This window comes from Methylopila jiangsuensis (assembly GCF_027922305.1).
In the GTDB taxonomy this organism is placed as follows: Bacteria; Pseudomonadota; Alphaproteobacteria; order Rhizobiales; family Methylopilaceae; genus Methylopila; species Methylopila jiangsuensis.
Window position 1 is genome coordinate 23,322 of sequence record NZ_BSFK01000005.1, and the last position, 17,459, is coordinate 40,780.

At 70.7% G+C, this 17,459-nt stretch carries 15 protein-coding genes; 7 read left to right on the forward strand and 8 right to left on the reverse strand.

Annotated features, from left to right (window positions below):
* Position 1: 1 nt before the first annotated feature.
* Complete coding sequence (locus PKE85_RS01690) at positions 2-898, reverse strand: branched-chain amino acid aminotransferase (RefSeq protein WP_271203061.1); 897 nt, start codon at positions 896-898, stop codon at positions 2-4.
* 277 nt (positions 899-1,175) lie between these two features.
* Here PKE85_RS01690 and PKE85_RS01695 point away from each other — a divergent pair, with 277 nt between their 5' ends.
* The 3 genes from PKE85_RS01695 to PKE85_RS01705 are packed head-to-tail and all read left to right on the forward strand — an operon-like array spanning position 1,176 to position 3,765.
* Positions 1,176-1,721 carry a MarR family winged helix-turn-helix transcriptional regulator gene (locus PKE85_RS01695; protein ID WP_271203062.1) on the forward strand — a complete coding sequence of 182 codons (546 nt, stop codon included), beginning with the start codon at positions 1,176-1,178 and terminating at the stop codon, positions 1,719-1,721.
* Positions 1,718-2,434 carry a response regulator gene (locus PKE85_RS01700; RefSeq protein WP_428981301.1) on the forward strand — a complete coding sequence of 239 codons (717 nt, stop codon included), beginning with the start codon at positions 1,718-1,720 and terminating at the stop codon, positions 2,432-2,434. Before PKE85_RS01695 ends, PKE85_RS01700 begins: the two co-directional genes overlap by 4 nt.
* On the forward strand, positions 2,431-3,765 hold the full coding sequence (locus PKE85_RS01705; RefSeq protein ID WP_271203063.1) for an ATP-binding protein: 1,335 nt from the start codon (positions 2,431-2,433) through the stop codon (positions 3,763-3,765). The genes PKE85_RS01700 and PKE85_RS01705 overlap by 4 nt, the downstream gene beginning before the upstream one ends.
* 178 nt (positions 3,766-3,943) lie before the next feature.
* Here the strand turns inward: PKE85_RS01705 and cydX are convergent, their stop codons facing one another.
* The 6 genes from cydX to PKE85_RS01735 all read right to left on the reverse strand — a co-directional run bounded on the left by cydX (position 3,944) and on the right by PKE85_RS01735 (position 11,832).
* The gene (gene cydX / locus PKE85_RS01710; protein ID WP_271203064.1) at positions 3,944-4,081 is read right to left on the reverse strand and encodes a cytochrome bd-I oxidase subunit CydX; all 138 of its coding nucleotides are present in this window, start codon (positions 4,079-4,081) and stop codon (positions 3,944-3,946) included.
* A 27-nt stretch (positions 4,082-4,108) separates the two neighbouring features.
* Entirely contained in the window at positions 4,109-5,266 is a 1,158-nt protein-coding gene (gene cydB, locus PKE85_RS01715) for a cytochrome d ubiquinol oxidase subunit II (protein ID WP_271203065.1), read from the reverse strand.
* A 6-nt stretch (positions 5,267-5,272) separates the two neighbouring features.
* Entirely contained in the window at positions 5,273-6,850 is a 1,578-nt protein-coding gene (locus PKE85_RS01720) for a cytochrome ubiquinol oxidase subunit I (protein ID WP_271203066.1), read from the reverse strand.
* A 90-nt stretch (positions 6,851-6,940) separates the two neighbouring features.
* Positions 6,941-8,632, reverse strand: a complete 1,692-nt coding sequence (locus tag PKE85_RS01725) for an ATP-binding cassette domain-containing protein (RefSeq protein ID WP_271203067.1) — start codon at positions 8,630-8,632, stop codon at positions 6,941-6,943.
* Positions 8,629-10,326 (reverse strand): thiol reductant ABC exporter subunit CydD, encoded by a 1,698-nt coding sequence (cydD, locus tag PKE85_RS01730; protein ID WP_271203068.1) that lies wholly within the window; start codon positions 10,324-10,326, stop codon positions 8,629-8,631. Before cydD ends, PKE85_RS01725 begins: the two co-directional genes overlap by 4 nt.
* 111 nt (positions 10,327-10,437) lie before the next feature.
* Positions 10,438-11,832 carry a DUF6716 putative glycosyltransferase gene (locus tag PKE85_RS01735; RefSeq protein WP_271203069.1) on the reverse strand — a complete coding sequence of 465 codons (1,395 nt, stop codon included), beginning with the start codon at positions 11,830-11,832 and terminating at the stop codon, positions 10,438-10,440.
* A 152-nt stretch (positions 11,833-11,984) separates the two neighbouring features.
* On the opposite strand from PKE85_RS01735, the gene PKE85_RS01740 reads away from it, so the two are divergent.
* Positions 11,985-12,794 (forward strand): transglutaminase-like domain-containing protein, encoded by an 810-nt coding sequence (locus tag PKE85_RS01740; protein ID WP_271203070.1) that lies wholly within the window; start codon positions 11,985-11,987, stop codon positions 12,792-12,794.
* A gap of 49 nt (positions 12,795-12,843) precedes the next feature.
* Here the strand turns inward: PKE85_RS01740 and PKE85_RS01745 are convergent, their stop codons facing one another.
* A complete protein-coding gene (locus PKE85_RS01745; protein ID WP_271203071.1) occupies positions 12,844-13,719 on the reverse strand; it encodes a polysaccharide pyruvyl transferase family protein in 876 nt (291 codons plus the stop codon).
* 441 nt (positions 13,720-14,160) lie between these two features.
* Between PKE85_RS01745 and PKE85_RS01750 the strand changes: the two genes are divergently transcribed.
* From PKE85_RS01750 to PKE85_RS01760, 3 genes are all read left to right on the forward strand, one after another.
* Complete coding sequence (locus PKE85_RS01750; RefSeq protein WP_271203072.1) at positions 14,161-15,462, forward strand: calcium-binding protein; 1,302 nt, start codon at positions 14,161-14,163, stop codon at positions 15,460-15,462.
* A 66-nt stretch (positions 15,463-15,528) separates the two neighbouring features.
* Positions 15,529-16,566 carry a tRNA dihydrouridine(20/20a) synthase DusA gene (dusA, locus tag PKE85_RS01755; protein WP_271203073.1) on the forward strand — a complete coding sequence of 346 codons (1,038 nt, stop codon included), beginning with the start codon at positions 15,529-15,531 and terminating at the stop codon, positions 16,564-16,566.
* Between the two features lie 49 nt (positions 16,567-16,615).
* Positions 16,616-17,455: a sulfite exporter TauE/SafE family protein gene (locus PKE85_RS01760; protein ID WP_271203074.1), complete on the forward strand. Its 840-nt coding sequence runs from the start codon at positions 16,616-16,618 to the stop codon at positions 17,453-17,455.
* The last annotated feature ends 4 nt before the right edge of the window (positions 17,456-17,459 follow it).

Consider the following 17,459-nt stretch of genomic DNA (forward strand, 5'->3'; position numbering starts at 1 on the left):
ATCAGGCCGCGGCGACGCTGGCCTTGGGCTGCACCTCGGCCTGATAGTCCTCCATCAGCGTCTTGGTCAGATCGCCGACGGTGAAGCGCCAGTCGGCGATCTCGGAGACGGGGGTGACCTCCGCCGCCGTGCCGCAGATGAAGCACTGCTCGAAGCTCGCCAGCTCCTCCGGCTGGATCGCGCGCTCGATCACCTCGACGCCGCGCCGGCGGGCGAGGTCGATCACGGTGCGGCGGGTGATGCCGTCCAGGAAGCAGTCCGGCGTCGGGGTGTGCAGGGCGCCGTCCTTCACGAAGAAGATGTTGGCGCCGGTGCATTCCGCCACCTGGCCGCGCCAGTCCAGCATGAGCGCGTCGGCGTAGCCCTTGCGCTCGGCGGCGTGCTTGGACAGCGTGCAGATCATGTAGAGGCCGGTGGCCTTGGCCTTGGACGGGGCGGTCTTGGGGTCGGGCCGGCGCCATTCCGCGAGGTCGACGCGGATGCCCTTCAGGCGCTGGGCCGGGTCGAAGTAGCTCGGCCACTGCCAGATCGCGATGGCGAGATGGATGCGGTTGCCCTGGGCGGAGACGCCCATCATCTCGCTGCCGCGCCAGGCGATCGGGCGCACATAGGCGTCCTGGAAGCCCTGGCGGGCCAGCGTCTCCTCGCAGGCGCGGTTGATCTCGGCGACCGAGTACGGAACGTCGAAGCCGAGCAGCTTGCCGCTCTCCACCAGACGGCGGGAATGCTCGTCCAGCTTGAAGATGCGGCCGCCATAGGCCCGCTCGCCCTCGAACACGGCGCTGGCGTAGTGCAGGGCGTGGGTCAGCACATGCACCTTGGCGTCCGCCCAGGGCACGAACGCGCCGTCGAACCAGATGACGCCGTCACGTTGATCGAAAGGTTGGGCGTCGGCCATGATGAAGCTCCTTCAGGGACAGTGCGGCGCCGGTTGCCCCGGTCGTCATAAGTCGTCGTCGATCCGTCGCAAGGCTCGTGCGCCCGAAAGCGGCGAGGGTCAAGCGGACCAACGGCGGGTGCCGTTTTGCGTCGCCGGGCCGGAGCGGATAATCTTCCGTTCCAAGCGCTGTGTGACGGCGCTCCCACGCAATGTTCTGCGATCCTGACCTGCGTTGCGGCAAGTTCGTTTCGTGCGTAGGGGTGGTGATGTACTGAAATGGTCTGGATAAGTCAATATGGCTGACGTAATGGCGCCCGAACGCGGCGTGGGCGCGCTGACCGCCGCGGGCGCGGATGACGCGCCGGGCCGTGAACCGCCTTACGACCTGATCGAGCTGCTGTTTTTCGCCTATCGCGATTTCGTCCGCGACGTGGACGAGGCGCTTGCGGCCTACGGCTTCGGCCGCGCGCACCATCGGGTGCTGCACTTCGTGGACCGCAACCCTGGTCTGACGGTGACGGACCTGCTCGACATTCTGAAGATCACCAAGCAGAGCCTCGGCCGGGTGCTGCGCGAGCTGGTGGATCAGGGTTTCATCGTCCAGCGCGAGGGCGCGTCCGACCGTCGTCAGCGGCGGCTCTACGTCACGACGCGCGGCGACGAGCTCGCGCTGGAGCTCGCCCGGCTGCAGAGCGCGCGCATCGGCCGGGCGATCGAGCTCGCCGGCCCGGAGGCGGGGGACGCCGCCCGCCGCTTCCTCTACGCCATGGTGGACCGGGACGAGCGCGGCAAGGTGGAGAAGCTGACGGCGCTCGGCCGGCCCCGCGGCGGCGGGGCGTGAGCGTGGCCGGGGCCTCCCAGCCGGCGCCCACCGACGCCGCGGCGCATCTCCTGATCGTGGACGACGACGCCCGCATCCGGGCGCTGCTGCAGAAGTTCCTGGCCGGCAAGGGCTACCGCGTCACCGTGGCGGCCGACGCGGCGGAGGCGCGCGCCAAGCTCGACGCTCTGGCCTTCGATCTGCTGGTGCTGGACGTGATGATGCCGGGGGAGAGCGGGCTGGACCTCGCCCGCGCCATCCGCGCCCGCTCCGCCGTGCCGATCCTGATGCTCACCGCCCGTTCCGACGCGGAGGACCGCATCGAAGGGCTTGAGACCGGCGCCGACGACTATCTGCCGAAGCCCTTCGATCCGCGCGAGCTGCTGCTCCGGATCAGCGGCATCCTGCGCCGGGCGGGCGCGGCGGCCATGACCTCGGAGCCGGAGGTGCGCTTCGGCGGTTTCGCCTTCCATCGCGGCCGGGGCGAGCTGAAGCGCGGCGACGAGGTGGTGCGGCTCACCGACCGGGAGCGCGACCTGCTGGCGGCGCTGGCGGAGCGGCCGGGGCAGACCGTTCCGCGCTCCGCGCTCGCGGGCGACGACGTGGCCCCCGGCGACCGGGCGGTGGACGTGGTGGTGACGCGGCTCAGGCGCAAGATCGAGGACGATCCCGCCCAGCCGCTGCTGCTGCAGACCGTGCGGGGCCTCGGCTACCGTCTGCTCGCGGACGCATGAGCGCGACCCAGCCGGCGGTGGGGTGGGCGCGGCGTCTGCTGCCGAAGGGGCTCTACACCCGCTCGCTGCTGATCATCGTCGCGCCCATGGTGCTGCTGCAGGGCGTGCTGGCCTTCGTGTTCATGGAGCGGCACTACGAGGTCGTCACCGAGCGGCTGTCGAACGCCGTGGCGCAGAACGTGGCCGCGCTCGCCGCGCTTCACGCCGCAAGCCCCGCGCCGGAGAGCGACGCCACCCTGATCCGCGTCGCCCGGGAGCGGCTGTCGCTGCAGGTGGAGTTCACCACCGACCGGGCGCTGCCGCCGCCCCGGCCGCGGCCGTTCTTCTCCATCCTCGACGAGGCGCTGTCGAAGCAGCTCAAGGAGGAGCTGAAGCGCCCGTTCTGGATCGACACCGTGGGCCGCTCCAACTTCGTGGAGATCCGGGTGCTGCTGGACGACGGGGTGATGAAGGCCATCGCCCGCCGCAGCCAGACCTACGCCTCCAACAGCCACATCTTCCTGGTCTGGATGGTGTGCGCCTCGCTGGTGCTGATCGGCGTCGCCATCCTGTTCCTGCGCAACCAGATCAAGCCGATCGTGGAGCTGGCCGGGGCGGCGGAGAGCTTCGGCAAGGGCCGCGCGGCGCCGGCGCTGCGCATCCGTGGCGCGCGGGAGGTGCGGGAGGCGAGCCGCGCCTTCGTGGACATGCGCGACCGCATCGAGCGCCAGATCGAGCAGCGCACCGCCATGCTCGCAGGCGTGAGCCACGACCTGCGCACCATGCTGACCCGCTTCCGTCTGCAACTGGCCCTGCTGGACGAAAGCCCGGAGATCGACGACCTCAACCGGGACGTGGACGAGATGACCCGCATGCTGGAGGCCTATCTCGCCTTCGTGCGCGGCGACGCGGGCGAGCCGCCCCAGCCCACCGACGTGCCCGCGCTGCTGGACGACCTGAAGCGCGCCGCCGAAACCTCCGGGGCCAGGGTCAGCGTGGAGAGCCACGGCGACCCGATCGCGGTGGTGCGGCCGGACGCGTTCCGGCGCTGCCTCGGCAATCTGGTGTCGAACGCCGCCCGCTACGCCCGCCGCATCCAGGTGACCGCGATCCATGACGGGCGCACGCTGGAGGTCCGCATCGACGACGACGGGCCCGGCGTGCCGCTGGAGAAGCGGGAGGAGGTGTTCCGGCCGTTCCTGCGCCTCGACGCGGCGCGCAACCAGGACCACGGCGGCTCGGGACTTGGCCTCGCCATCACCCGCGACATCGCCCGCAGCCATGGCGGCGACGTCACGCTGGAGCAGAGCCCGCTCGGCGGCCTGCGCGCCGTGGTGCGCGTGCCGGCCTGACCCCCGGAAACGGCGAACGCGCCGGACAAGCCGGCGCGTTCGGATGCTCGATGCGAATTGAAGCTCTCATTCCGTCATGCCCGAGCTTGTCTCGGGCATCCACGACTTGAGATCGCATCGCGCTTGACGGTCGCAGTCGTGGATGCCCGGCATGCGCCGGGCATGACGAATTCTGATGTCAGCGGGGCAGAACGCCCCGTTCGGCGGCCTGCGCGCCCTGCTTCACCCTGTCGTCCACCAGCTCGTACCACATGGCGTTGAGCACGGCGAAGGCGGCGGCCAGCGGCAGGCCGAGGATCCAGGCGAAGTACCACATGATGCGTGTCTCCTTTGTCTTCGGCGGTCAGTAGGCGTGGCCGTCGCCGCGGGCGATGGCGCGTTCGTCCACCTTGCCCCACAGCACCCGGTAGACCCAGGTGGTGTAGGCGAGGATCAGCGGCAGGAAGATCACCGTCGCCACCAGCATGATGAACAGCGTGAGGTGGCTCGACGAGGCGTCCCACACCGTCAGGCTCGACTTCGGGTCGGTCCAGGACGGCAGGATGAAGGGGAACATGGACACGCCCACCGTCGAGATCACGCCGAAGATCGACAGAGCGCTCGACAGCAGCGCCGGCACGGCCTTGCGTCCCTGCGAGAAGCCCAGGCTCGCCAGCGCGCCGAGGAAGCCCAGCGCCGGGGCGATCAGCGTCCAGCTCATGGTTCCGTAGTTCTCGAACCAGACGCCGGACGCGCGCTCCACCGTCTTGGCGAGCGGGTTGGACGGGCCGTCGGCGACCACCGCGCTCACGAAGCGATAGCCGTCCACGCCGAGCCACAGCCACAGGCCGCCGAGGGCGAACAGCGCGATGACCGCGACCGCGGCGAGGCCGCCGAAGGTCCGCGCCCGCTCGGACACCACGCCGTCCGTCTTCAGCAGCAGCCAGTTGGCGCCGTGCATGACCAGCATGGCCACCGACAGCAGGCCGCAGAGCAGGCCGAACGGGTTCAGCAGCTCGAACAGCGTGGTGCCATCGTAGAAAATGCGCAGGTCCGGCCCGAAGTGGAAGTTCGCGCCCTGCAGCACGTTGCCCACCGCGACGCCGGTGACGAGCGCCGGCACGAGGCCGCCCACGAACAGCGCCCAGTCCCAGCTTGCGCGCCAGCGCGGGTCTTCCCGCTTGGAGCGGTACTTGAAGCCCACGGGCCGCAGGATGAGCGCGAACAGGATCGCGAACATCGCCAGATAGAAGCCCGAGAACGACACCGCGTAGAGCGGCGGCCAGGCGGCGAACACCGCGCCGCCGCCGAGGATGAGCCACACCTGGTTGCCTTCCCACACGGGGCCGACGGAGTTGATGACCACCCGGCGCTCCAGGTCGGTCTCCGCCACGAAGGGCAGCAGCATGGCGGTTCCGAGGTCGAAGCCGTCCATGACGGCGAAGCCGATCAGCAGAACGCCGAGCAGCACCCACCAGATGACGCGCAGGGTTTCGTAGTCGAGAAGCGTGTGCAGGATCATGACGCCTTACTCCGCGGGCGCGAGAGCGTGGGGGGCGAGCTCGGCCTGGGGCTCGGGATCGGGCGCGGGGCCCTTTTTGATGGCGTGGAGCATGAGGCCCATCTCCACGATGAACAGCACGGTGTAGATCGCCGTGAAGCCGAGGATGGTCAGCAGCACCGTGAAGGCGCCGAGGTCGGACACGGCCGCCGCGGTGGGCAGCACGCCCTCGATGATCCAGGGCTGGCGGCCCACCTCCGCGACGATCCAGCCGCATTCCGCCGCGATCCAGGGCAGCGGGATCGCCGCCACCGCGAGCTTCAGCAGCAGCGGATAGCGGTCCAGCCGGTGGCGGGCGGAGAGGTAGAAGAACGTCGCCGTCAGGACGATGAAGAAGATGCCGAGGCCGACCATGATGCGGAAGGTCCAGAACAGCGTCGGCACATGGGGGATGGTGTCCGACGCGGCCCTGGCGATCTGCTCGTCGGTGGCCTGGCGCGGATCGTCCACGTAACGCTTCAGCAGCAGGGCGTAGCCGAGATCGTGGCCGCCGGCCTCGAAGGCCGCCTGGGCCTCCGCCGGAATGGCGCCGGGCGCAGCCGAGGCGCGGATGGTCTGCAGCGCGTCATAGGCCTCGACGCCGTTGCGGATGCGGGCCTCGGCGCTCTTCACCAGATCCTCGATGCCGGGGATTTCCGTCGTCAGCGAGCGCGTGCCGATCAGGCCCATCACCCACGGGATGTGGACGGCGTAATGGGTCTCGCGGGCTTTCTGGTCGGGGAAGCCGAAGGCGGTGAAGGCGGCGGGCGCCGGCTCCGTCTTCCACATGGCCTCGATCGAGGCGAGCTTCATCTTCTGGTGCTCGGTGGAGAGGTAGCCGCTCTCGTCGCCCAGCACGACCACCGACAGCGAGGCCGCGAGGCCGAAGGAGGCGGCCACCGTCATGGAGCGCTTGGCGAGCTCCAGATGCCGGCCCTTCAGCAGATACCAGGCCGAGACGCCGAGCACGAAGATGGAGGCGGTGACGTAACCGGCAGAAACCGTGTGCACGAACTTCGCCTGCGCCACCGGGTTGAACAGCACGGCGAAGAAGTCGTTCACCTCCATGCGCATGGTCTGCGGGTTGAAGGCGGCGCCCACCGGGTTCTGCATCCAGCCGTTGGCGATCAGGATCCACAGCGCCGAGAAGTTCGAGCCCAGCGCCACCGCCCAGGTGGCGGCCAGATGCCCGATCTTGGACAGCTTGTCCCAGCCGAAGAAGAACAGGCCGACGAAGGTCGCCTCCAGGAAGAAGGCCATCAGGCCCTCGATCGCCAGCGGCGCGCCGAAGATGTCGCCCACGTAGTGGCTGTAGTAGCTCCAGTTCATGCCGAACTGGAACTCCATCACGAGGCCGGTGGAGACGCCCAGCACGAAGTTGATGCCGAACAGCGTGCCCCAGAACTTGGTCATCTGTCGCCAGATGGCCCGGCCGGTCATCACGTACACGGTCTCCATGATCGCGAGCAGGATCGAGAGGCCGAGGGTGAGCGGCACGAACAGAAAGTGGTAGAGAGCGGTCAGCGCGAATTGCAATCGCGACAGGGCGACGACGTCGAGTTCCATCTCATGCCTCCCGGCGGGATCGCCGGCCTCCTGATGCGCGTCCCGCCGCGCAGGGCGCGGGCGGGGAGCGGGAAACGGTTCGGCTCGCGCTCAGTCCGGCCGGAGCCGGTCGAGCGCGGATCGAAAGTCGGGCGCGCCGCGGGCGAGATCGGCGACGACGCGCCCGCCCTCCAGCACGATCACGCGGTCGCAGACGTCGGCCTCGCGCCTCAGATGCGTGGCGACCACGAGCGTCCGTCCGCGGGTCTTCGCAACGAGACGGCGCAGCACGTCGCGGGCGGTGGGGCCATCAAGCCCGTCGGTGGGCTCGTCCAGCAGCCAGAGCGGCGCGTCGCTCAGCAGCAGCCGCGCCAGCGCCAGCCGGCGGGACTGTCCGCCGGACAGGCCCATGCCGCCTTCGCCGAGCGGCGCGTCCAGCCGGCCGGCGAAGGCGCCGAGGCCGGCGCCCGACAGCGCGTCGCGCAGGCGCGCGTCGTCCGCGTCCGGCGCGGCGAGGCGAAGGTTGTCGCGCAAGGAGTCGCGGAACAGCGTGGTGCGCTGGCTCAGCCACGCGGCGGGCGCGGCCGTGACGGAGCCTGCGGCAGGCGCGATCTCCCCGGCCATCAGCGCCATGAGGGTGGATTTGCCGGCGCCGCTCGGCCCCACAATCGCGACCCGCTCGCCGGCGCGCAGCGTGAGCGTGACCGGCGCCAGCGCGAAGCCGCGGTCGCCGGCATGGCGCGCGGCGGCCTCCGCGAGCCGCAGCGCGACGCCGGGCTCGGGGCTCGGCGCGACCGGGGCGTCCTCCGCGCTGGAATCTGTGTCGGACAGGCGCGGCGCGAGCCGCTTCGCCGCCAGCGCCGCGCGGCCGATCTCCAGCGCCCCGCGCCGGAGCGCGCCGAACGGCTCCACCGCTGCGAACACCGCGAGCAGCGCCATGGCCGCGATCGGCGCGCCGATGGTTCCACCTTCCGCCAGATGGGCCGCCGCCGCCAGCACGCCGGCCAGAAGCGCGCCCGTCAGCAGCGTCAGCGCGGCGCCGGCGCGGACCTCGATGCGGTTGAGCGCGTCGTCGGCCTGCGCCTGCCGGGCGTCGGCGGCCATGACCGCGTCGGTCTGGGGGGCGAGGCGTCCGGCCATGACGAGCTCGGTCTGGCCCCGCACCATGTCGACCACGCGGGCGCGCAGCGCCTCTCCCGCGTAGGCGCGCCGCCGCGTCGGACGGCGCGCCGCCCGCGCCGCGAGCACGGCGACGCCGAGGCCGCCAACGAGCAGCGCGCCGCCGGCCGCGAGGCCGAGCCGGAAGTCGAGGAACGAGAGCAGGATCGCCGCCACCGCCGCGGTCGCGGCGCAGGCGACGAGCGGGATGATCCCGCGCAGATAAAGCGCGTCCAGCGCGTCCACGTCCGAGGTCAGGCGGAACAGCAGCCGCGCCGGGCGGGCGAGCAGCGTGCGGGCGGCCTGAGGCCGCGCCCAGCCGCGGAACAGACGCTCCCGGAAAGCGGCGAGCGCCTTCAGCGTGGCGTCGTGGGTCGTCACGCGCTCGCCGTAGCGGGCCGCGGTGCGCAGCAGCGCGAAGCCGCGCACGCCGGCGCCGGGCACGAACACATCGAAGGCGAGGGCTGCGGCCGCGGTCAGCCCCGCAAGCGCGGTGGCGGTGATGAACCAGCCCGACAGCGCCAGCAGGCCGAGGCCTGCGAGCGCCGTCACGACGGCGAGGCCCATGCCGGCGTGGAGCCGCAGGCCGCCCTCCCGCGCCAGCGCGCGGACCACGGGACGAAGGGCGTTGAGGTCGCCGCTCACGCTGCGTCCTCCAGACGCGCGTCGTCGAAGCGGACGATGCGGTCCATGCGGGCCGCAAGCTCCGGATCATGGGTCGCGACGATAAGGGTGCGCCCCGCCGACAGCGCGATCAGCGCGTCCATGATCTGGCGCGCCGTCTCCCGGTCGAGATGGGCGGTGGGCTCGTCGGCCAGCACCAGCGTGGCGCCGGGCGCAACAGCCAGACGCGCCAGCGCCAGCCGCAGCGTCTCGCCGCCGGAGAGGCCAAGGCCGTTCTCGCCCACGGCGGCGTCGCCGCGACGGTCGAGCAGCGGCCCAAGAGCGGTCGCGCGCAGGGCGCGCTCCGCCTGAACGCGGCCGATGTCCGGCCGGCCGAGACGCACGTTGCGGCTGAGGCTGCCGGAGAAGACGTGGGGCGTCTGCCCGATCCAGACCATGCGGGCGCGCAAGGCCGCCGCCGTGTCCGGCGTCATCTCCGCGCCGCCGATCAGGATGCGGCCGCCCGCCGCCGGGGCGAGGCCGGCGATCAGCGCGAGCAGGGTGGACTTGCCGGTGCCGCTCGGGCCCAGCACGGCGACGCGCTCGCCCGGCGCGACTACGAGGCTGAAGCCGTCGAGCGCCGGTCGTTCCGCGCCGTCATGGGCGAAGCGCAAACCCTTGAGCCGCACCACCGGGGCCGGGCCGAACGGCGGCGCGAAGGCGGGCTCGTCCACGGCTCCGGGCAGGGCCATGCGGCCCGGAGCCGCCAGCCGCTCCAGCGCCTCGAGCGCGGCCTGTCCCGACGCCCGGTCGTGCCACGCGGCGGACAGCTCCCGGAGCGGCTCGAAGAAGGCCGGCGCCAGCAGCAGCACGAACAGCCCTTCGGGCAGCGACAGACGGCCGCCCCAGGCGCCGAAGGGGATCTGGCCGAGCAGGTTGAAGCCCACATAGACCGCGACCAGCGCCACGCCGAGCGCCGAGAACAGCTCCAGCACCGCGGACGACAGGAAGGCGATGCGCAGCACCGCCATGGCGCGGCGGCGCAAGCCGTCCGCCTCCGCGCGCACCCGCTGCGCCGTGGCCTCCACCGCGCCGGCCGAGCGGATGGCGTCGAGGCCCCGCAGCCGGTCGAGCAGGAAGCCGTTCATCTCGCCCATGGCCACGAACTGGCGCTCGCTCGCCGCCTTGGCGCGCCAGCCCACCAGCGCCATGAACAGGGGAATGAGCGGCGCGGCCGCCATGAGGATCAGCGCAGCGAGCCACGAGAGGGGCGCCACGCAGGCGAGGATGACGAGCGGGACCGCCGTCGCCTTGAACCGGGCGGGCTGGAAGCGCGCCACGTAAGCCGTCACCGCCTCCGCCTGTTCGGCGAGGACGCTTGCGGCGAGGCCCGAGGGCGCGCGGCCGGCGTCGAGCGGCGAACGGGCCGCGAGGGCGCGGGTCGCGTTGAAGCGCAGGCGGGAAAGCTCGGCGCGCGCGTCCCGGAAGGCGAGGCGCTGGCCCGCCGCGTCGAGGCCCGCGCGCAGGGCGCCGAAGCCAATCAGCGCCGCCGCAGGCGCCAGCATGGCCGTCGCGCCGCCGCCTTCGGCGATGCGGCCGACGCCGAGGGCGAGCGCCGCGGCCTGCGGCAGCCACATGAGCGCCGCGGCCGCCTGCAGCCACAGGGCGAGCGACGCCCTCGGACGGGAGCGTCCGGGCTCAGGCGAAGCGTCGGTCGTGGGCGGCGTGTGAGTCATTGAGTCTCGCGGCGGCTCGTCGCGATCCTTCTGACTCCGAGGCCTATCGCCGTCTTTGACCTGGAACAAGTCCAAGTTGAGCGAACGCGGATGGGCATTTGGTCAGCCCCCTCAGGGGCGCCGGAACGTCTCGCCGGTGAGCAGGTTCCGCGTCCCGCGATAGAGCCAGTACATCCTGCGGCGGCGGGCGAAGGCGGCGAGCGCGCCCTCGCGGCGGCGCCGCGCCGCGTCCGCGTTGTGGCGCGCGTCCGAGCGGGCGAGGATGTCGCCGAGACGGGCGAGCGCGGCCTGCGCTTCCGCAAAGTCGCCGGTTCTGACGGCTATCTCCACACCGGCTCGCGCGGCGGAGATGGCCTGCGTGCCCACGCCGCCGGCCCGTTCCGCCTCGCCCGCGGCCGAGCGCTCGAAGCTCTGCAACTGCGGCGGGCGCGGGGCGTCCGTGGGGAGACGCTCCAGCGTCTCGATCAGCGCCGCGGGGGAGAAGCGCGGGTCGTAACCGACCCGCTCCAGCCAGCCGGCGTGGGGCTGGCGGCGGGGCAGATCGTCGAGGGTCGCGCAGGCGGACAGGTCGACGCCGAGCCCGCTCGCGAACAGCGCGTGGGTTCCGTAGGCGTTGCGCACGCCGAAATCGAGCGCGATGCAGGCCGGCACGCCATGGTCCAGCGCGTCGAACAGAGCGGTGGACGAGATGGTGGCGAACAGGTCCGCCGTTTCAAGCTCCTCCTCCAGCGGGGCGTGCGACAGCTCCAGGTTGGACGGGCGGTCGGGCATGGCGGCGATCAGCCGTTCCATAGGCGCCGCCTGCTCATGAAACGTGCGTTCGTTCGCCCGCACCCGCAGCTTCACCACCACCCGCCAGCGCGGGGTCGCCCGCGCCAGCCGCGCCAGCGTCGCCGCAAGCTCCGCCCGATGGCGCGGGTCGGACGGCGCCGCCACCTGTTCCGCGAACACGAAGACGGGGCGCGCCTCAGGCCCGGGCGGCGGCTTCAGAGGACGCTGGGGGCGGTCGGTGGCGCGGCGGAGGCCGGTGATCGCGAGCGGCTGGGTCTCGAACGCCGTGCCGCGCGTGAACTCGAGGAAGGCGTCCCGGTCGCGCGGGCCGTTGAGCGCCACCACGTCGCACCCGAGCCGCCAGGCGGCGCCCTCCTCGAACCGTTCGAACACCAGCCCGTTGAAGCCGCTGAACAGCGCCGGCCCGCGGCGCCCGCGGGCGCGGTCGGCGAGATCGGCGTCGTGGCGGAAGCGGGCGATGCGGCTGCCGGTGGCGAACACGCCGACCGAGTCATAGCCGAGGACGCGCTCCGACACCGCAAGCTCTCCGAGCCAGGCTTCGAAGGTTTCGAACCGTTCCGTCACGCGGGCGCGCAGGGCGGCGGGAAGCTCGTGCGGCGCGTGCAGGGCGAAGGCGACGTCCCAGCCGCGGGCCTCGAAGGCGCGGGCGAGCGGCAGGGCGCCGAACACCTGGCTGTCCAGATCGCAGGCGAACAGGGCGCGACGTCGCGTCATGGGCGCTAAAGCCTCTGATATGCAACGGAAAGCCGGCTTGGAGCGTTTTGCGGGCGTTCACAGTGTGTGCGGCGCGGCACGGGGCTTGCTCGTGTCACGACGGCCAGCGCGGGACGTCTCGCGAAGGTCTGCAGCCGGGGAGGAAATCGGTCTTGAAGATCAGGGTCGGGTTCGAGATCGTTCATCATTTTCCGCAGCCCACGCCGCTCCTGATGATGCTGAACGTGCATCCGAGCCGCGAGAAGGACCTGATACGGCCGGACCGCATCGAATCCTACCCTTACGCGCCGATCGCAGCCTATCTGGACGGCTTCGGCAACGTCTGCAGCCGGACGCTCGCGCCCGCGGGCGACTTCACCCTCATGACCGACGCGCTGGTGGCCGACAGCGGCGAGCCGGACGTGGCCGACTGGGGGGCGATCCAGCATCGGGTCGAGGACCTTCCCGACGACGTTCTGGTCTATCTGCTGCCGAGCCGCTACTGCGACGCCGACAAGCTGGTGGCGCAGGCGTGGTCGCTGTTCGGCGCCGCGCCTCCCGGCTGGGCGATGGTCCAGACCATCGTGGACTTCGTCCACGGCCACATCCGCTTCGGCTACGCCCACGCCAGCTCCACGCGGTCGGCCTCGGAGGCGTTCGCGGAAGGGCGCGGCGTGTGCCGGGACTTCGCCCATCTCGCCATAACGCTCTGCCGCTGCATGAACATTCCCGCGCGCTACGCCACCGGCTATCTGGGCGACATCGGCGTGCCGCGCGACCCGGCGCCGATGGATTTCAGCGCGTGGTTCGAGGTCTATGTCGGCGGCCGCTGGCGCACCTTCGACGCCCGCCACAACAAGCCCCGCATCGGCCGCATCGTCATGGCCAGGGGGCGCGACGCCGCCGACGCGGCGCTCACCACCGCCTTCGGCGCCAACACGCTGAAGAGCTTCCGGGTCTGGACGGACGAGCAGTTCGACTGAGCGCCGGGAACGGCATGGCGCGGAATCCTGAGGGAGCCGCCTGCCGCGTTCAGCCTCCGAGCCCTGCGAAGATGACGCCCTTCCGCCCGACGCGCGCGCTGCGCATGACGTGACGCAGAAGCTGGGAACGACGCTCCGGCGACATGAACGGGCAGCTGTCCAGAAGGGCGGCGGTATTGATCCGCAGCCGGCCCGGCGTCGCGGGGCACGACCGGGGGTCGAAGTAACCTTCCTCGTCGACGACCGCCGGCGCGACGTCGTCCCAGCCGATGGAGGCGTAATAGTCGTGGAACTTGAAGTCGTCGCCTTTGGGCAGGTCGCTCGCCTTCAGCCAGTAAGCGGGAACGCCGTAGGCATGGGCGCAGATCACCCCATGAAGCGAGCTGGAAACGATCATTTCGCACGACGTGACGTTCCGGACGAACTCCTCGATCTCGCCCTGCACGTCGATCACCAGAGGATCGTCGCAGCCGCGGATTTTTGGGAGAGGGATGACGTCCTTTTCCCTGAAGTGCTGGATGACGCCATACCGGCGCGACGCCGCAGGCGCGCCGGAAATGAAGAGCGGGCAGAAGATCGCGGGATCGCCATAGATCTCGGGGCACGCGACGCCCTTCGCCAGCAGCCGCGCGCGCGTCTTGGGCCCACGCACGGCGCAGATGCGGGCGGGAGGGGCGGCTGGAAACGCGCGGCGGTTGAGAAACCCCTGGCCCCAGACGATCTCATTGGGATGTACGCCGCTCACGCCGCTGCCGACGACCCGAAAAACCGGCCTGTCGCCCCACTCAAGGACGTCATCCACATGGGCCACAGGCTTCTGCGCGAGCCTGTTGATCAGCGGAGGATTCAGCTTGTCGCCCCAGTTCGAACTGACCGGCCCGGTGCGCGGCCAGCGGGCGACGATGACTTGCGTGTCGAAGTACATTTTCGCTTGCGCTTGTTCTCTGCGTTCGCCGCGTCGCGGGAGATGACGCCGCTCGAAGGTTGGAGGGGGGACGCGCGCGGGCGTGCGGAGCGGGATGGGGACGTCGTGAAGCGCCGCGACCATGCCACGGCGCCGGCGTTTATGGAACGACGCCCGACCGACGCCCCGCGTCTCGCCGACGCCCCGTCCACCCCCGCCTTCGGCCCAACATGCTGAAAAGCTTCCGGGTGTGGACGGACGAGGTGTCCGACGAGCGGTTCGCCCGCGTCCGTCAGGCTTCGACCTTCAGCGGCAAGGGCCCGACCAGGGGCGTGAGGACGCTCGCGCCGATGCGTTCCGGCGTTGGCGCGCCCTGCGGTCCCAGCCCAAAGTTCATATGAATTTCGGTATCTATCTGGTATCCTTCCGGCCTGGCCAGCACGACGTTGAAGGACGCCTACCATGCCCACCCGTACCGGAACCGACGGCAACGACACCATTTCAGCCCATGCCTATAATGATGAATTTTTAAGAAATTCCTATTATGGAAAAGGAGGAAATGACTATCTTCAGGGCGGATATTTTAGTGATTCACTCTACGGCGAAGCTGGAAACGATGTAATTTATGGTTCTGATGGGGGAGATTACATCTATGATTCATCCGGATACACATACGCCAACGGTGAAGCCGGGGACGATCTGATCTTTCTTAGAAACGGGACGGCGACCGCCTATGGCGGATCCGGCGCCGACGTGTTTGATTTCGGTGACATCACATCCTTCAACGCCTATGGCGAAGTCGGCGACGACATTGCGACTTTCGCGAACTCATCCGGAACGTTCTACGGTGGGACTGGCGATGACAGCGTGACGACGTACAACGCTGCGGGAAAGTCCGTCACCTTTTACGGCGGAGCGGGGGACGACACGCTCACGGCGTCGGCCGGAACCGATATTTTCTACGGCGAAGCCGGTGACGACACCGTCAGCTACAGCAATTCGATCTCGGCGGTGACGGTCGATCTGCTGCGCAACGCCGGCGGCGGCGCCGCGGCGGGCGACAGCTGGTTCCGGGTCGAGAACGTGATCGGCACGAACTACAACGACAACATCCGGGGCAACGGCGACTACAACTACATCTTCGGCGGAGCTGGAAACGACGTCATTTCCGGCGGCGCGGGCGGCGACAACCTCGATGGCGGCTTAGGCGTCGACCGGCTCGACTACAGCCGCTCCGACGCCGCCGTCACCGTCAACCTCGCCACCGGCGAGGCGAGCGGCGGACACGCCGAGGGCGACCAGTTCCAGGGCTTCGAGAGCCTCGAGGGCAGCGGCTACGCCGACCGGCTCACCGGCGACGCCGGCGTGAACCGGCTGTTCGGCGGCTACGGCGCGGACCGGCTCACCGGCGGCGGCGCCGGCGACAGCCTTTACGGCGGAACCGGCGCCGACCGGTTCATCTTCACCGACGTGGCCGACAGCCGCTCGTCCTCGGGCCGCGACGTGATCTACGATTTCAAGCGCTCGGAGGGCGACAGGATCGACCTGTCCGGCATCGACGCCTCGATCTCGGCCGGCGGCAACCAGGCCTTCAGCTTCATCGGGACGACCGCGTTTTCGTCCGGCGTTCAGGGACAGCTGAACTACCGGGCGTTCGATGGCTACCTGATGGTCTACGGCGACATCAACGGCGACAAGGTCGGCGACTTCTCGATCCAGGTGCTGAACGTGGCGAGCCTCGCCGCCAGCGACTTCGTGCTGTAGACAGGCGGGCTTGAAGCGTTCCGCCGCGGCCGGCGACGGGACGCGAAGCCACGGACGGTCGGACGAGTGAGCAGCATCGAGCTTTCCAGGGCGCGCCGGTTTTCGGTGGCGCCCATGATGGACTGGACGGACCGGAACTGCCGGCTGTTCCATCGGGCGCTGAGCCGGAACGCGCTGCTCTACACCGAAATGGTGACCACGGGGGCCGTGCGGTTCGGTCCGCGCGAGCGGCTGCTCGGCTTTTCGGCCGAGGAGCAGCCGGTGGCGGTCCAGCTCGGCGGCTCGGAGCCGGCGGAGCTCGCCGAAGCCGCGAAGATCTGCGCGGATTTCGGCTACGCCGAGATCAATCTGAACGTGGGCTGTCCGTCCGACCGGGTGCAGGACGGCCGCTTCGGCGCCTGCCTGATGCGGGAGCCGGACCGGGTGGCGGAGGGCGTCGCCGCCATGAAGGCCGCGGTGGCGATCCCGGTCACCGTGAAATGCCGACTCGGCGTGGACGAGCAGGACATCGAAGCCGCGCTCGACGCCATGGCCGACGCTGTGGTGGCCGCCGGCTGCGATGCGCTGATCGTGCATGCCAGAAAGGCGTGGCTGCAGGGCCTGAGCCCAAAAGAGAACCGCGACGTGCCGCCGCTCGACTACGATCGGGTGTTCCGGCTGAAGGCGCGGCTGCCGCAGGTCTCCATCTCCATCAACGGCGGAATCGCCGATCTCGCCGCGGCCGAAGCGCTGCTCGCGCCCCGCGCGGGCGTCGCCCTGGACGGGGTGATGCTCGGCCGCGCCGCCTACCAGAACCCCGAGATCCTGTTGGGCGTGGACGCCGCCCTGTTCGGCGAGGCGCCGCCCCACGCCACCGCCCGCGCGGCGGTGGAAAGCCTGTTCCCGGCGATAGAGGCGCATCTGAAACGCGGCGGGCGGCTGTCCAACTTCACCCGCCACATGATGGGGCTGTTTCCGGGCAAGCCCGGCGCGCGGGCCTTCCGCCGCCTGCTGAGCGAGGACGGGCCGAAGGCGGGCGCGGGCCTCGACGTGCTGCGCGCGGCGCTTGACCTGGTGCGCGATCACGGCTCCTTGAGCGAACGCGCCGAGGCCGACGCGGCCTGACCACGGCCACGAGCGGCGGGCGCAAGGGTTGAAACCCGGGAGCCCGCCCATGGACCTCGTCTCCGCCATCCCGCTTCGGGAGCTTGTCGAACTCGGCCTCGGCCTGCTGGCGGCGGGCGTGATCACCGGCGTGCTCGCGGGCCTGTTCGGCGTCGGCGGCGGGGCGATCATCGTGCCGGTGCTGGCGGAGCTGTTCGATCACATCGGCGTCGCCGACAGCGTGGAGATGCAGCTCGCGGTCGGCACCTCGCTCGCGGTGATCGTGCCGACCTCGCTGCGCTCGTTCCGGGCGCACCGGGCGCGGGGCACCATCGACGAGGCGGCGCTGAAGGCGTGGATCCTGCCGGTGGCGCTGGGCGCCGCAGCGGGCGCGGCCATCGCGGCCTTCGTGACCTCGGACGCGCTGAAGGCGGTGTTCGCCGTGTTCGCGCTGGCCATGTCCGCCAACCTGCTGTTCGGCCGCGAGAGCTGGCGGCTGTCGAGCGATCTGCCGAGCCGCGTCGTCACCGGCGTCTGGGGCTTCGTGATCGCGGTGCTGTCGGCGCTGATCGGCATCGGCGGCGGCACGCTGGGCACGCTGTTCCTGCAGCTTCACGGCCGGCCGATCCACACCGCGATCGGCACCTCGTCCGGGCTCGGCGCGCTGATCTCGATCCCGGCCGCGCTGGGCTATGTGATCGCCGGCTGGCCGCACATGGCGGAGCTGCCGCCGCTGTCGCTGGGCTTCGTGTCGCTGGTGGGCGTGGCCATTCTTGCGCCGGTGTCGGTGCTCTCGGCGCCGCTCGGCGTGCGCATCGCCCACGGCCTGTCGCGGCGCACGCTCACCATCGCCTTCGGCCTGTTCCTGACGCTGGTGTCGGCGCGGTTCTTCTACGACCTCGCCACCTGAGCCG

What these genes read in the sequence shown, in the direction of transcription:
- PKE85_RS01690 (WP_271203061.1), bottom strand. Translation starts at nt 898, where the DNA reads ATGGCCGACGCCCAACCTTTCGATCAACGTGACGGCGTCATCTGGTTC.
- PKE85_RS01695 (WP_271203062.1), top strand. Translation starts at nt 1,176, where the DNA reads ATGGCTGACGTAATGGCGCCCGAACGCGGCGTGGGCGCGCTGACCGCC.
- PKE85_RS01705 (WP_271203063.1), top strand. Translation starts at nt 2,431, where the DNA reads ATGAGCGCGACCCAGCCGGCGGTGGGGTGGGCGCGGCGTCTGCTGCCG.
- cydX (WP_271203064.1), bottom strand. Translation starts at nt 4,081, where the DNA reads ATGTGGTACTTCGCCTGGATCCTCGGCCTGCCGCTGGCCGCCGCCTTC.
- cydB (WP_271203065.1), bottom strand. Translation starts at nt 5,266, where the DNA reads ATGATCCTGCACACGCTTCTCGACTACGAAACCCTGCGCGTCATCTGG.
- PKE85_RS01720 (WP_271203066.1), bottom strand. Translation starts at nt 6,850, where the DNA reads ATGGAACTCGACGTCGTCGCCCTGTCGCGATTGCAATTCGCGCTGACC.
- cydD (WP_271203068.1), bottom strand. Translation starts at nt 10,326, where the DNA reads ATGACTCACACGCCGCCCACGACCGACGCTTCGCCTGAGCCCGGACGC.
- PKE85_RS01735 (WP_271203069.1), bottom strand. Translation starts at nt 11,832, where the DNA reads ATGACGCGACGTCGCGCCCTGTTCGCCTGCGATCTGGACAGCCAGGTG.
- PKE85_RS01745 (WP_271203071.1), bottom strand. Translation starts at nt 13,719, where the DNA reads ATGTACTTCGACACGCAAGTCATCGTCGCCCGCTGGCCGCGCACCGGG.
- PKE85_RS01750 (WP_271203072.1), top strand. Translation starts at nt 14,161, where the DNA reads ATGCCCACCCGTACCGGAACCGACGGCAACGACACCATTTCAGCCCAT.
- PKE85_RS01760 (WP_271203074.1), top strand. Translation starts at nt 16,616, where the DNA reads ATGGACCTCGTCTCCGCCATCCCGCTTCGGGAGCTTGTCGAACTCGGC.